The sequence below is a fragment of the Pedobacter rhodius genome, assembly GCF_027213645.1.
Classification (GTDB): domain Bacteria; phylum Bacteroidota; class Bacteroidia; order Sphingobacteriales; family Sphingobacteriaceae; genus Pedobacter; species Pedobacter rhodius.
In genome coordinates this window covers 702675-716760 of the sequence record NZ_JAPWGL010000001.1, presented here as the reverse complement: position 1 = coordinate 716760, position 14086 = coordinate 702675, and the positions used below count along the sequence as shown (strand labels likewise).

Here is a 14086-nt window from a genome sequence, read left to right as displayed (position 1 = left end):
AAATCTTGATACTTGATACTTGATACTCGATACTCAAATCTCGATACTATGATTACTATAACCGATAAAGCAAAAGAAAAAATTGATCACCTGATGCAGGATTCTGAAATGAGTTCTGATTACTTTTTACGCGTTTCTGTGAAAGGTGGTGGCTGTTCAGGTTTATCGTACAATTTAGATTTTGATAATGAAGAGCAAAAAGGCGATCAGTTTTTTGAAGATAGAGGAATCAAAATCGCGTTAGATATGAAGTCGTTCCTTTATTTAGCCGGAACTGAATTAGATTTTACAGACGGATTAAATGGAAAGGGTTTCAATTTTGTAAACCCTAATGCCAGCCGTACTTGCGGTTGTGGCGAAAGTTTCTCCGTTTAAGATCTGTAAATAATTTTAGAAGGCTCCATTTAATGGGGCCTTTTTTTTTACAGTTAAAAAGATTTTTCCGAAAATATCAGTAGATTTTACAGAGTTATAGATCTACTTCCTTTTAAATCTGCGAAAATCTTGTAATCTACGGGAACTATTATACTGCTTTTAATCTATTGAAAACGTATCAATTTGCATTTTTAAACCAAAAAGCATTATAATTGTTGATTATAACGAATACCAAATAAAGAGCAATGCCATTAATTAACGAATTTTCAACCATCCCTACCCTTTTAAGGAATGTTGTAAAAAATATTCACAAACCAACAGAAACTTTTTTAATACACAAACAAGGTGCGGAATGGACAGAGATTTCCTTCGAAGATACATTGAAGAGAGCTGATGCTGTTTCTGCCTACTTTTTAGAGAAAGGAATAAAGAAAGGTGATCGCCTTGGACTGATGATTGAGAATTCACCTGAATATGTTTATTATGACCAGGGTATTCAGCAAATTGGTGTAATTAATGTTTCTATTTATCCTACGCTTTCTGAGCAGGAAGTTGCCTACATAATTAATGATTCAGGCATAAAAGGAATACTTGTCGGCAATAACTTTTTATATCGTAAAGTATTAAAAGTCGCAGCCAATTGTAAAGAATTAAAATATATTATCCCGGCTTTTAAAGATTTTGAAAAAGTAACCGTACCTGCTGATGTTAATGTTGAAGTAATTGCTTTTTCTGATATTCTGGCACTTAAACACCAGGTTACAGCTGCTGAAAAAGCAGAAATTGAACAATGCAGAAGCTTAGTTTTACCGAGCGATGTTTCCTCATTAATTTACACATCTGGTACAACAGGAACACCCAAAGGCGTTATGTTAACACATTACAACTTTGTAAAAAACGTTGAGGTTTGTTTACAACAAATTCCGGTAATCGACCAGACTGAAACTTTCCTTTCGTTTTTGCCATTGTCTCACGTATTTGAACGTACGGCAACTTACCATGTTTGTTGTGCTCAAGGCTGTAAAATCGCTTTCGCACAAAGTTTAGAATTACTGGCCAAAAACATGGGTGAAGTTCGTCCAACGGTGATGAGCTGCGTACCAAGACTATTGGAGCGTATTCACGATAAGGCAATAAAATCGGGAACAGCTGGCGGTGGAACAAAAGCTAAAATATTTACCTGGGCGTTGGAAACGGGAAATAAATACCGGGTGGCGAAGGAAGCAGGTAAAAATCCCGGACTGATTTTATCGGCCAAGAAAGGAATCGCAGAAAAATTGGTATTTAGTAAAATAAAAGAGAAAACCGGCGGCCGGTTAAAATTTATGATTTCCGGTGGCGCTGCGTTACCGAAAAATGTCGGGGAGTTTTTCGGTGATTTGGGTATCAAAATACTGGAAGGTTTTGGCCTAACAGAAACTTCTCCGGTGATGTCGGTAACAGAATACCACAGGCAGGTTTACGGAACTGTCGGAAGGGTTATTCCGGGTATTGAAATTGGCATCCAGGATGTAGAAAGTAAAGCAGTCATTAATATTCAAACTCACGAAACTTTTAACGAAGAATTTGAGTGCGCAGAAGGCGAAGTAATTGTTCGCGGTCATTGTGTCATGAAAGGTTATTTCAATAAACCTGCCGAAACCGCCGAAGCTATCGATAAGGATATGTGGTTTCATACAGGGGATATTGGCCGTTTTTACAAGGGTAATCTTCAAATTACTGATCGTTTAAAAAATATGATTGTAAATGCTTACGGTAAAAATGTTTATCCTACACCAGTAGAGAACATTTACCTAAAAAGCCCAAAAATCGACCAGTTGTTTCTGATTGGCGATAAACGGGAATTTATAACAGCCATTATCATTCCAAACCGGGAAACTCTGGAGGAAACTTTCCATTTAAAACCATCATTTTTCGAAGAAGCCGATCCATTTATCAGCAATCCTGAAATTATCGACTGGATGGAGCAAGACATTAAGAAAATCTCTAATGAACTGGCCAAGTTCGAGCGTATTAAAAACTTTAGAATTAAACGTAACCCTTTCAATATTGATGAAGGCGAAATTACGCCAACGCTAAAAGTCAAACGCCGGATTGTAGAAAAGAAATATGCGGATGCGATCAACGGAATGTACGAAGAAGGCGTAGAAGCGGAATCATAATTAAACTCATCATTGCGAGGCACGAAGCAATCTTATCATAAAAGAACTTGTAAATTATAAAGATTGCTTCGTGCCTCGCAATGACGGAGGATTTTCATTACTTTTGCAAAAAATACCCGAAATGAGTATAGGATTATCAGAACAAGAAATATTGCGACGTGAGTCGCTGAAACAATTACGCGAACTGGGCATTGAGCCTTATCCTGCCGAATCATATGAAGTTAATGCATATGCTGCAGATATTAATACAAACTACGAAAAAGATAAAACCGCTTATAAGACCATCAGCATTGCAGGAAGATTAATGACACGCCGGATTATGGGCAGTGCATCTTTTGCTGAATTACAGGATTCTACCGGCCGTGTTCAACTCTATTTAAAGCGTGATGATCTTTGTCCTGATGAAGATAAAACGCTATACAACACTGTTTTTAAAAAGTTGTTGGATCTTGGCGATTATATTGGCGTTAAAGGCTATGTTTTTACCACTCAAACCGGTGAAATTTCTGTTCATGTTACCGATTTTACAGTTCTGGCAAAATCATTACGCCCTTTACCGGTGGTAAAACGTGATGATGATGGAAATATTTATGACGGCTTTACGGATCCTGAACTGCGTTATCGCATGCGTTATGTCGATTTAACCGTAAATCCGGATTACAAACAGATTTTCATTAAACGCAGCAAGGTTATTAATACCATGCGCAGTTATTTTGATAATCAGGGATGGATGGAAGTGGAAACACCGATTCTTCAGCCCATTCATGGCGGCGCGGCGGCGCGTCCGTTTGCAACACATCATAATACGCTGGACATGCCGCTTTATTTGCGTATTGCAAATGAATTGTATTTGAAGCGCTTAATCGTTGCCGGTTTTGATGGCGTTTACGAGTTCGGTAAAATGTTCCGCAACGAAGGTATGGACCGTACACATAATCCCGAATTTACTTCAATGGAGATTTATGTAGCCTATAAAGATTATATCTGGATGATGGCCATGGTTGAAGAATGTTTAGAAAAAGTTGCGATTGCGACAAATGGTTCTGCTGTAGTTAAAGTTGGTGCTAACGAAATCAATTTTGAAGGGCCATACGAAAAACTGACCATGTACGAATCGATTCAAAAATATACTGGCGTCGATGTTTCAGCAATGACCGAAGATGAAATTGCTGTAAAATGTAATGAAATGGGCATTGAAATCGATTCTACAATGGGTCGTGGTAAATTAATTGATGAAATTTTCGGTGCAAAGGTCGAAGCAAACTTAATTCAGCCAACATACATTACCGATTACCCGATTGAAATGACTCCATTGGCCAAAAAGCATCGTTCTGCTGAAGGCTTGGTTGAGCGTTTCGAGTTATTTGTTAATGGTAAAGAAATCGCCAATGCTTATTCGGAATTAAACGATCCGATTGATCAGAAAGAACGCCTGGAAGATCAGTTAAAACTCGCTGCCCGTGGCGACGATGAAGCAATGGCAATGGATGATGATTTTGTTCGTGCGCTGGAATACGGCATGCCGCCTACTTCAGGCTTGGGCATTGGTATCGACCGTTTAGTGATGTTAATGACGAATCAAAGTACCATTCAGGAAGTTTTGTTTTTCCCGCAAATGCGTCCGGAGAAAAAGAAATTAGAGTTAACACCTGAAGAGACTGAATTATATACTTTAGTTAAAGAAGGAGAACAAGCTTTGTTAACTGACGTCAAAGCGAAACTAACCGATTGGAGCAATAAAAAGTGGGACACCACTTTAAAAGCTTTAACCGGAAAAGGAATTTTAAAGGTTGCCAAAACGGATGATGGCCTATTCCTTTCTCATAAATAGGTTAAGGTATTAACAAAAGCATAACATAAACTTAAAAGGCTTGCTAACAATTATTTAGCAAGCCTTTTCTATATTTACAGCAATCGACAATAAAATCATTGCGTTATGAATACTTCAAGTTTAGAAATCACCGAAAGAGAATACTGCATTAAGTTGAGTAAAGAAGCCTTCGATTTATCTTTGGTTCATCAGCTAATCAAAAGAATCCAAGCAGAAGCATTCTTCTTTAAAAGAGCTGAAGCCGAAGAAGATGATATCTTATCTAAAAGAAATCAAAGAGAAGAATTCGAAGGATTTGATTATTTAGGTGATAAATAAAACAGGTTGCAGTTAACAGTTTGCAATTGGCTTACTAAGGCCTAAACAATAACCAGTTTAGCGCTAATTGTCTGCAATTATAATGACCAGTTAACCGATTATAAACAAAATCCTTTTTAATCAATATCCAAAATTCCCTCTACCGAATCATCCATCGTTTTTCCGCTTATAACAGAAGCAGCCATTTTCAGAAATGCCACAGCGTTTCCATGTTTGTTATCCCAATAATAAGCTTCTGATGGGATAACTTTAATCAAAGTAATATTCGGGTCGTCTTTTCCACCTTGAAACCATGTTTTAATTATAGGCGTCCAAAGTTCGTCAATCTTAGCCTGATCCCGGCTGATTTCAGAAATACCATAAACATTTACAAACCCGGAGTGGGCACTTGCCTGAAAAAATAAATGGGTAAAAGGGTCTGATGCAATTTCCTCATTTTTATGGCTGTCTTTCATACTCATAAACCAGATGTTTCCCTCTTCATCAACCTGCTGAATAGCCATTGGCCTTACAGATAAAGGTAGGCCTGTTTTGATATTTGTACAAAAGAAACAGCTTTCCGCCTTTTCGGCTAATTCCTTAAGTTTGGTTACAGCTTCTTTGCCGCCTAAATCTTTAATGTTGTCTTCTTCCTGAGTATTGTTAGTACTTCCTTCTTGTGATGTTGCCATAGGTATAAAGTTTTTATACACTACAATCCTTAAATTGATTTGGTTTTAAAGAATTGAAAAAGCACATTCCTGACAGGAATAAATATTTTTAGCCGGTTATTAAAAATGCTAATTTTAACTGTCAATCTTACTATGGAAGAAATCAAACTCAGTTCATTCGAAGCAGAAATACATATTATCGGCATAAATCCTTTTGTATTTGTCCCGGAAATTCAGTTAAAATGTCTTTTTCAACAAGCAGGAAAAGATAAAGGTAAAATTCCGGTTAAAATAAAAATTGATGGCCATGATTTTAAACAAACACTAGTAAAATATGCCGGTAACTGGCGATTATATCTTAATACACCAATGAGAAAAGCTGCTGGTAAAGATGTTGGTGAGCTGGCAACTTTTGAAGTTATGTTTGATTCAATTGAAAGAACAATTGAGATGCCTCCAAAATTAATTGAGGCATTAGAAGAATGCACAGCAGCAAAAGTGGTTTTTGAGCAATTGGCACCCTATTTACAAAAAGAGATTATAAGATATATTGCTAACTTGAAAACGGAAGATTCAATTGATAGGAATGTTAAAAGAGCTATACAATTTCTTTTAGGTAAGGAACGGTTTATCGGAAGAGATCATCCCTGAAATTAAATTCTTATTAAACTAAAAAGCCATCTCTTATGGAAATGGCTTATATTTTATCTGTAACGAACTTGCTGCTGTTTGTCCATCATCCCCATCTGATCTTTCATTTGTTTAATCTGATCGGCCAGCAATTTATTTTTATCTGCTTTTTTGGCTTCTGCCAAATACATCGTGGCTTCACGTTTATTTCGCTTTGCCATTGCAATACCTGCTAAACTTAATTTAGCCAGTGCAATGTTGTGTTCCATTTGCATACCGAGGCTAAGTGCTGTTTTGAAATACTTTTCTGATTTCATTGGCGCAGTCCTGCTTTCAATTAAACCAACAAGTAAATTATAATAACCGTGCTGAAGTTTGATAAGTTGCTTTTCATAATTCGTAATTCTATCTAAATACATCTTTGCTTTTGGCATATTATCTTTCCTTAGAAACCATTGTGCTAAAAGCATATTCTCGTTGAAGAAATAGGTTACGAGCACTATTATTCCTAATAGAATGGCAAAAATTCCCCAAGGCCAGAAACCGAAAATAAATAAAGCTACAGCGCCACCCAATAATGCAAACCCCGCTATTAATCTGATAATATTTGGCATAAATTTTATTCTAAATTATTTTTTTGCAAATATCGTGTTTAAATAGCAGAAATTAGATTTTAAAACAATAATTTCATTAAAAATTTACAAGTCTAAAAAAAGCAATTTGCTAACATGAAATATCTGCTGTCTATAACCCTAATTATGCTTGCTATGAATGTTTCTGCACAAGAAATAAATAAAAAAATCCACGACGAAGCCCACAATAAAGAGATTTTAATTAATACATGTACCCGCGAAGGCATTGTTAGTTTTCCTGAATTTAAAGAAATGTACGATCCGTTGTACGCCGCTTATATACCAGATGCTGCAACGATGATTGAATTGAAAAAACTGGTAAAAAAAGAACATGTCAAAATTGTTTTCGGAACCTGGTGTAGCGATAGTAAAGTAAATGTGCCCAATTTTTTTAAGGTTTTGGATGCGTTACAATTCAAAGAAAAAAATGTAGCTATCATAGCAGTGGACGGTCATAAGAAGGCAGAGAATGGCCTGATTAACGGTTTGAATATTGAAAAAGTACCAACTTTTATAATCTATGATAAAAAAGGTAAGGAATTGGGCCGTATCGTAGAGCATCCTAAAACGACTCTGGAAGGCGATTTTCTTATGATACTAAAAAAGAAATATTAAACTTTTCTGATTAAAATCGGTTGTAATTCTGGATCTAAATTGAATTACATTATCCATTTTACATCATCCATCATTATAATATTATGTCTGCTGCATTGGAACCCGGCTGGTTAGCTGTTTTAGAACAAGAATTTGAAAAGGATTACATGAAAAGCCTTAAATCCTTTTTATTGGAAGAAAAGGAAAAAGGGCATAAAGTATATCCAAAAGGGGCTGATATATTCAACGCATTAAACACCACGCCATTCGATAAAGTTAAAGTTGTTATTTTAGGGCAAGACCCCTATCATGGTGTTAATCAGGCGCATGGTTTATCTTTTTCGGTACAAAAAGGCGTTGCCGTTCCGCCATCATTAAAAAACATTTATAAAGAACTCGAAACTGATATCGAAGATTTTAAAACACCCCAGCATGGCAATTTAATACAATGGGCAGAACAAGGCGTTTTATTATTAAACGCCACGCTAACGGTGCGTGCCTCAGAGGCTGGTTCGCACCAGAACCACGGCTGGGAAATATTTACAGATGAAATTATTAAAGCACTTTCTGAGAAAAGAGAGCATATTATATTTCTATTATGGGGTAAATATGCGCAACAAAAGGCAGCCTTAATCGACCAGAAAAAGCATTACGTATTAACTGCTGCCCATCCCTCGCCTTTTTCAGCTTACTATGGTTTTTTTGGATCGAAGCATTTTTCGAAGGCAAATCAATTGCTTGTACAGAATAATTTGGCACCTATTGATTGGAAAATTTCCGGTTAAATGAATGTTTATTTCATTAGCGGATTAGGCGCAGATAAAAGAATATTTTCTAAAATTAAATTGGATAATAAGTTGAACATTATTCATTTAAATTGGATAGCATTTCATAAAAATGAATCATTAAAAAATTATGCTGAACGATTAAGTAAATCGATAGATCAATCTAAACCATTTTCTTTAGTAGGTGTTTCTTTTGGTGGGATGATTGCAGTTGAACTGGCCAAGCTTCTTGAACCTAAAGTAACAATAATTATATCTAGCACATTACTAAGCAAGCATTTACCTTTTATTTACAGGTTAGCAGGTAAACTTGGCTTAATTAAAATTGTTCCTGCTAATATATTGAAATCGAGTAACAGCATAATACAAAATTATTTTTTCGGAACGAAGTTAAAAGAGGAACGAGAACTACTTAAGAACATTATTGAAGATACAGATGCTCATTTTTTAAAGTGGGCAATTGGAAGTATTTTAAGTTGGAAGAATAACACCAAGCCTAAAAAACTCTTTCAAATCCATGGTACGAATGACAAAATCTTATATACAAATAAAGTAGAACCTGATTTTTCAATTAAGGGCGGAACACACTTTATGGTTTATCAAAAGGCTAATGAAATTTCGGCACTCATTAGCAAACTAATTCTAGATGAAAAGATTACCACACTTCGATGAAAAATAGAAATTCGCAATGACGGTCTAACGTAAAATTCAGTAAGCTCACCACCTTAGACACCTAAGATAACCTTAGCAAATCATTTTAAATATTCCCAAAAAAATTTAAACTTGATTGATTTATATATGATTTAATATGGCAGAAGCACCTTAGTAAATCAATATATGTACAATTTCTACGCCTAACTTAGTGCTCTAAGGTGGTAAAAAATAGAAATTCGCAATGAGGACTTCCCCGAAAAAAATCAGTTTGAATTTAATATTCCAGCGGCACAATTGGCTCTTTTTTTGTAGTCGACATTATCATCATGGTCTGGAAGGTTTTAACAACGGATATTTTACTTATTTTATCCATAATTAAGCGTTCATAAGATTTAATATCTTTAACATAAACCTTCAAAAGAAAATCTGCCTGGCCGGTAACATGATGACATTCCGTAATTTCCTTAATCTGATTTACTTCATCCAAAAAGATTTGAATGGTATTATTCTTATGAAAATCGAGCTGAATTTGAATAAACGTTTTAATACCTAAACCAAGTTTTTCTTCATCAACCAGGGCATGATAACTTTTAATATACCCGGCCATTTCAAGTTTACGTACCCGCTCTAAAGTTGGCGCTGGTGAGAGGCCAATTTCCTGCGATAATAAAAGATTGGTAATTCTACCATTCTCTTGTAAGATTCTTAAAATTTTAAAATCAATTTTGTCTAATTCAGATGCCATATAAGTCTAAAGGTATTGAGAATACAAACATAACCAAATTATATTCTAAATTTTAACATAATTTATCATATATATTTTAAAGAATAATTTTTAGATTTACCTAAAAATAAACTTAGATAAATATAAATGCAAAGTTTTACAGAAGAGAATTATCTTAAAATAATTTATCATCTATCAGAAAAAACAGCAAATGTTCAAACGAATGCTATTGCGGAACAGATGCAGACCAAGCCAGCTTCAGTTACGGATATGATTAAAAAACTTGCAGATAAAGGCTTAGTTGATTATGTGAAATATCAGGGCGTTACTTTGACCGAGAAAGGCAAACAAGCTGCTGTAGATATTGTGCGCAAACATAGGCTTTGGGAAGTATTCTTGGTTAGTAAACTTAATTTTAAATGGGATGAAGTTCACGATGTTGCTGAAGAATTGGAACATATAAAGTCGGTTGATTTAATTGAAAGGCTTGATGAATTTCTTGGTTTTCCAAAATCAGATCCCCATGGCGACCCAATTCCGGATAAAAACGGAAGATTTGCCAAAACACAATTCATAAAACTGATTGAACTTAAAATCGGTGATGGCGGAACGATTACAGGTGTGAGTCAGCATAGTTCTGCTTTTTTAAAGCATTTGGAAAAACTCGGTTTAACATTGGGCAAACAAATACAAATTTCTGATGTTACGGACTTCGATGGTTCAGTAGAAATTTTGGTAGCCAATAAACAAATTAACATTAGCAGGGAAGTTGCAAAACATATTTTAATCAGCAGTAATGGCAAAAACTGAATCGCTAAGTGAAGTACATCAGAGCGTAAATACCAATAAGCGAAAAGGCTGGCGCAGGATTTTATCTTTTATCGGCCCGGCCTATTTAATCAGTGTCGGCTACATGGATCCCGGAAACTGGGCTACAGATTTAGCCGGTGGAAGTAAATTTGGTTATCAGTTAATATGGGTATTATTAATGTCGAACCTGATTGCGCTTCTGTTACAATCACTGAGTGCCCGTTTAGGCATAGTTCGTGGTTTAGATCTGGCTCAGGCATCAAAACATGCTTATCCCCGCTGGGCAAATATCCCCTTATTCGGATTGGCCCAGCTGGCCATAATTGCCTGCGATCTAGCTGAAATAATCGGAATGGCAATAGGGCTACAGTTACTTTTTGGCCTGCCGTTAATATGGGGCATCTCTATAACAATTTTCGATACAATATTGTTGCTTTTCCTTTTAAATAAAGGCATGAGGGCCATGGAAGGTTTTATTGTATCAATGGTTTTTATTGTCGGTATTTCATTTCTTGTTGAAATGTTTATTGTTGAGCCATCTCTTAAAGAAGTGGCCAAAGGATTTGAGCCGTCTTTATTAAGTGGTGATGCACTTTATATTGCAATCGGTATAATAGGTGCAACAGTAATGCCACACAATCTTTATTTACACTCCTCATTAGTTCAAACACGGAAAATAGAACGGACAAATAAAGGCATTAAGGAGGCCCTAAAATTTAATTTAATTGATACCACTGTCGCATTGAACCTGGCCTTTTTTGTAAATGCCGCCATTTTGATTTTAGCTGCAGCAGCCTTTTTCAAAAACGGTTTACATGAAGTTGCCGAAATACAGGATGCACATAAATTGCTGTCAAATATTTTTGGAAATGTTGCCCCAACCCTGTTTGCTATTGCCTTAATTGCTGCAGGCCAGAGTTCTACCGTAACCGGTACCTTAGCCGGACAAATCATCATGGAAGGTCATATTAACCTCAGGATTCAACCCTGGCTAAGAAGATTAATAACACGCTTATTAGCGATTATCCCGGCATTTTTTACGATTCTTCACTATGGCAATGACGCATTGGGCAGTTTATTGGTACTCAGTCAGGTGGTTTTAAGCTTACAACTTGGTTTTGCAGTAATTCCGCTTATTCATTTTACATCAGATAAAAAACTGATGAAGGATTTTGCCATTAAAACCTGGGTAAAAGTATTAGCCTGGGGAAGTGCCTCCTTAATTATTGCATTGAACGTAAAACTGGTTATCGAGGAAATTTCCGGCTGGACTAAAGATTCAAATACCTGGTGGATTTATGTTTTTGTGCTTCCGGCAGTAGCGTTGATTATTTTATTATTGCTATACGTATTTTTCCATCCGCTTTTAGATAAACGAAGTCTGCACAGGCAAATGGTTCCTCATGGTAACGCGATTGATATCGGCAAAATCGAGAAGATTAGCTACCAACGAATTGGTATTGCAGTAGACTTTTCGAAAAATGATAGAAATACCATAAGGCATGCTTTAATTCAGGGAGGGAAAGATGCACATTATTACTTAATTCATGTTGTGGAAACCGCTGCTGCACGTTATCACGGAGCAATTGTAATGGATCATGAAACTAAAAGTGATGCTGAAAATTTAGATAAGTATAAGTTAAATCTCGCAGATTTGGGCTACGATGCGACGGGATTTATTGGTTTCGGCGGCACCGCAAAAGCCATTGCAACCATCAGTAATGAAAATAAACTGGAACTATTGGTAATGGGTGCTCATGGGCACAAAGGTTTAAAGGACTTAATTTTCGGTACCACAGTCGATTCTGTAAGACATAAAGTGAATATTCCGGTCTTAATTATCAGATAGATTTTAACACTTTTTTAATGCCGCCATCGCCACTGTTGTAAACCAATAACTTACCGGCAGTAGAATAAAGATACATCGCCGGATATTGGGAAGGCAGGAAGGTAGGGATAAATGTTTTGTTTTTATCCTGAAGCACAGTAACATTTGGTTTCAGGTTTAAACCAGGTGCATAAGAACCAAAAAACTTTTGAATTGAAATTGATTCATCAAATGTTACCATTAAAATATTGATATTTTTCAGCTTACTGTATACACTATTTAGTTCTTTAGCTTCTCTCTGGCAATGTTCGCAAGTGCAATCAAACAAGATAAACAGTGTTTTCTTCGACTGATTGATATTTACATTTGAATATGGTTTTCCGTCCAGTTTAAAGAATTTAAACTGTGGCAAAAAAGCTGGTTGCTGCGCATTTGCATTTAAAGCAAATAATAAGATGATTGCTAAAAACAGGTTTCTTAACTTCATATTGAATAAAATAAATTCAAACTTAATTTTTTTAACGCGAACAAAGTAATTATAGTTTAGGTTTTACATAAGATGAACAAAAATCTTCCTATTTAGACTGGGATGATTTAATTAAAAAATAATATTCAGGCATTTTTTAAGATATTTGCAGCCCCGGCAATTTTTGAATTGACTTGTTCAGATGAAAATTACGGCTTTAATACAATACAAATTTTGAAAAACGATATCAACATAAAAAATAAAAGAGCTTATTTTGATTACAATTTAATTGATAAATATGTAGCCGGAATAGCACTTTTAGGTACAGAAATAAAAGCGATAAGACAGGGAAAAGCGAACATGACGGATGCTTTCTGCATGTTTATAGGGGGCAACCTATATGTACGTAACCTGCATATTTCGGAGTATAGCCATAGTTCTTTTTACCATCATGACATTAAACGAGATCGTGCTTTATTGCTTCAAAAAAGAGAAATAAGAAAATTAAAGGCTAAAGGAGAAGAAAAGGGTTACACGATTGTTCCATTAAGAATTTTTGTAAACGAGCGTGGTTTCGCTAAAATGGAAATTGCTTTGGCACAAGGTAAAAAGGAATTCGATAAACGCGATAGCTTAAAAGATAAAGACATGAAAAGAGAAATGGATAGAGCAATGAAGAGGTAGTTTATTGATTCATTAGTTCTCCAGTCATTGGTTCATTTGTAGGCATGTGGCCAAACAAAATCAATTGCTAATCAACGAATGAACCAATAAATAAGTGGCTAATGAACCATTCTACCAGGCCTGATCGCCTACTAAAGGCACAAACCTAAAGGTATCGAGCACAATTTTTTCGTAATCGGTTTCGCTAACCCGTAACACAGTCACCATTTTCTGCGTATTTTCGTCGCCAACAGGAATGACCAGAATCCCTCCGACTTTTAGTTGCTTCAATAAAATTTCAGGAACTAGCGGTGCGCCAGCGGTAACAATTATTTTATCATAAGGTGCGTGTTCTGCAATACCCTTCGAACCATCACCACAGTAAAAGGTTGGCTTATAACCCATCCCCGGTAAAACCTGAATGGTGCGGTTAAAAATATTTTCTTGTCTTTCTATAGTAAATACCTTCGCCCCGATTTCCATTAAAATACAGGTTTGATAACCAGAGCCTGTACCAATTTCTAAAACCTTATCACCTTTTTTGATGTGAAGCAATTCACTTTGATAAGCAACCGTGTAAGGCTGAGATATCGTTTGTCCATCCCCAATCGGAAAGGCAATATCCTTATAAGCCTGATTCCAGAATGTTTCATCAAAAAAGAAATGCCTCGGAACTTTACCTATTGCTTTCAATACGTTTTCATCCTCTATACCACGAGATTTTAATAATTCTACAAGCTTTTTCCTAGCTCCCCTTTCCCGGTAATTATCAACAAATTTATAGGCCATAAAGTCTCAAAAGTAGGTTTTTTATGCAGTGATACAAGTTAAAAATTTTATTATGATTGTAAGTAACAGGGAATCAAAACTAAAAGAATATGGTATAGTTTATGCTTATAATATTATTTGTTCGTTATTAATGATTATTTCTACTTTTGAACACTGAAAAATTTTATCCATTATC

16 protein-coding genes are annotated in these 14086 nt (G+C 35.7%); 11 read left to right on the top strand and 5 right to left on the bottom strand.

Annotated features, from left to right (window positions below):
• Positions 1–48 precede the first annotated feature (48 nt).
• The 4 genes from O0931_RS03255 (at position 49) to O0931_RS03240 (ending at position 4686) form a co-directional block, all read left to right on the top strand.
• Positions 49–375 carry a HesB/IscA family protein gene (locus O0931_RS03255; protein ID WP_269414115.1) on the top strand — a complete coding sequence of 109 codons (327 nt, stop codon included), beginning with the start codon at positions 49–51 and terminating at the stop codon, positions 373–375.
• A gap of 245 nt (positions 376–620) precedes the next feature.
• Complete coding sequence (locus O0931_RS03250) at positions 621–2537, top strand: AMP-dependent synthetase/ligase (protein WP_269414114.1); 1917 nt, start codon at positions 621–623, stop codon at positions 2535–2537.
• 121 nt (positions 2538–2658) lie between these two features.
• Complete coding sequence (lysS, locus tag O0931_RS03245; RefSeq protein ID WP_269414113.1) at positions 2659–4368, top strand: lysine--tRNA ligase; 1710 nt, start codon at positions 2659–2661, stop codon at positions 4366–4368.
• A gap of 105 nt (positions 4369–4473) precedes the next feature.
• On the top strand, positions 4474–4686 hold the full coding sequence (locus O0931_RS03240) for a hypothetical protein (RefSeq protein ID WP_056090401.1): 213 nt from the start codon (positions 4474–4476) through the stop codon (positions 4684–4686).
• A gap of 116 nt (positions 4687–4802) precedes the next feature.
• Here O0931_RS03240 and O0931_RS03235 read toward each other — a convergent pair whose 3' ends face one another.
• The gene (locus O0931_RS03235; RefSeq protein WP_269414112.1) at positions 4803–5357 is read right to left on the bottom strand and encodes a pyridoxamine 5'-phosphate oxidase family protein; all 555 of its coding nucleotides are present in this window, start codon (positions 5355–5357) and stop codon (positions 4803–4805) included.
• A gap of 132 nt (positions 5358–5489) precedes the next feature.
• Here O0931_RS03235 and O0931_RS03230 point away from each other — a divergent pair, with 132 nt between their 5' ends.
• Positions 5490–5987 carry a YdeI/OmpD-associated family protein gene (locus O0931_RS03230; protein ID WP_269414111.1) on the top strand — a complete coding sequence of 166 codons (498 nt, stop codon included), beginning with the start codon at positions 5490–5492 and terminating at the stop codon, positions 5985–5987.
• Positions 5988–6040: 53 nt separating this feature from the next.
• Here O0931_RS03230 and O0931_RS03225 read toward each other — a convergent pair whose 3' ends face one another.
• A complete protein-coding gene (locus O0931_RS03225; RefSeq protein WP_269414110.1) occupies positions 6041–6580 on the bottom strand; it encodes a DUF2892 domain-containing protein in 540 nt (179 codons plus the stop codon).
• 153 nt (positions 6581–6733) lie between these two features.
• Between O0931_RS03225 and O0931_RS03220 the strand changes: the two genes are divergently transcribed.
• The 3 genes from O0931_RS03220 (at position 6734) to O0931_RS03210 (ending at position 8649) form a co-directional block, all read left to right on the top strand.
• Positions 6734–7213, top strand: coding sequence for a thioredoxin family protein (locus tag O0931_RS03220; RefSeq protein ID WP_269414109.1), 480 nt, complete (start codon positions 6734–6736; stop codon positions 7211–7213).
• 83 nt (positions 7214–7296) lie between these two features.
• A complete protein-coding gene (gene ung, locus O0931_RS03215) occupies positions 7297–7977 on the top strand; it encodes a uracil-DNA glycosylase (protein WP_269414108.1) in 681 nt (226 codons plus the stop codon).
• The gene (locus tag O0931_RS03210; protein WP_269414107.1) at positions 7978–8649 is read left to right on the top strand and encodes an alpha/beta fold hydrolase; all 672 of its coding nucleotides are present in this window, start codon (positions 7978–7980) and stop codon (positions 8647–8649) included.
• Positions 8650–8905: 256 nt separating this feature from the next.
• On the opposite strand, the gene O0931_RS03205 is transcribed toward O0931_RS03210, so the two are convergent.
• On the bottom strand, positions 8906–9376 hold the full coding sequence (locus tag O0931_RS03205) for an Lrp/AsnC family transcriptional regulator (RefSeq protein WP_056090420.1): 471 nt from the start codon (positions 9374–9376) through the stop codon (positions 8906–8908).
• 126 nt (positions 9377–9502) lie between these two features.
• Here O0931_RS03205 and O0931_RS03200 point away from each other — a divergent pair, with 126 nt between their 5' ends.
• Both O0931_RS03200 and O0931_RS03195 read left to right on the top strand, forming a co-directional pair.
• Positions 9503–10165, top strand: a complete 663-nt coding sequence (locus O0931_RS03200; protein ID WP_269414106.1) for a metal-dependent transcriptional regulator — start codon at positions 9503–9505, stop codon at positions 10163–10165.
• Positions 10152–12014 (top strand): Nramp family divalent metal transporter, encoded by a 1863-nt coding sequence (locus tag O0931_RS03195; RefSeq protein WP_269414105.1) that lies wholly within the window; start codon positions 10152–10154, stop codon positions 12012–12014. Before O0931_RS03200 ends, O0931_RS03195 begins: the two co-directional genes overlap by 14 nt.
• Here O0931_RS03195 and O0931_RS03190 read toward each other — a convergent pair.
• On the bottom strand, positions 12007–12480 hold the full coding sequence (locus O0931_RS03190; RefSeq protein WP_269414104.1) for a TlpA family protein disulfide reductase: 474 nt from the start codon (positions 12478–12480) through the stop codon (positions 12007–12009). The genes O0931_RS03195 and O0931_RS03190 overlap by 8 nt on opposite strands.
• A gap of 213 nt (positions 12481–12693) precedes the next feature.
• Between O0931_RS03190 and smpB the strand changes: the two genes are divergently transcribed.
• Positions 12694–13143 (top strand): SsrA-binding protein, encoded by a 450-nt coding sequence (gene smpB / locus O0931_RS03185; protein ID WP_269414103.1) that lies wholly within the window; start codon positions 12694–12696, stop codon positions 13141–13143.
• Between the two features lie 111 nt (positions 13144–13254).
• Here smpB and O0931_RS03180 read toward each other — a convergent pair whose 3' ends face one another.
• Complete coding sequence (locus tag O0931_RS03180) at positions 13255–13911, bottom strand: protein-L-isoaspartate(D-aspartate) O-methyltransferase (RefSeq protein ID WP_269414102.1); 657 nt, start codon at positions 13909–13911, stop codon at positions 13255–13257.
• Between the last annotated feature and the right edge of the window lie 175 nt (positions 13912–14086).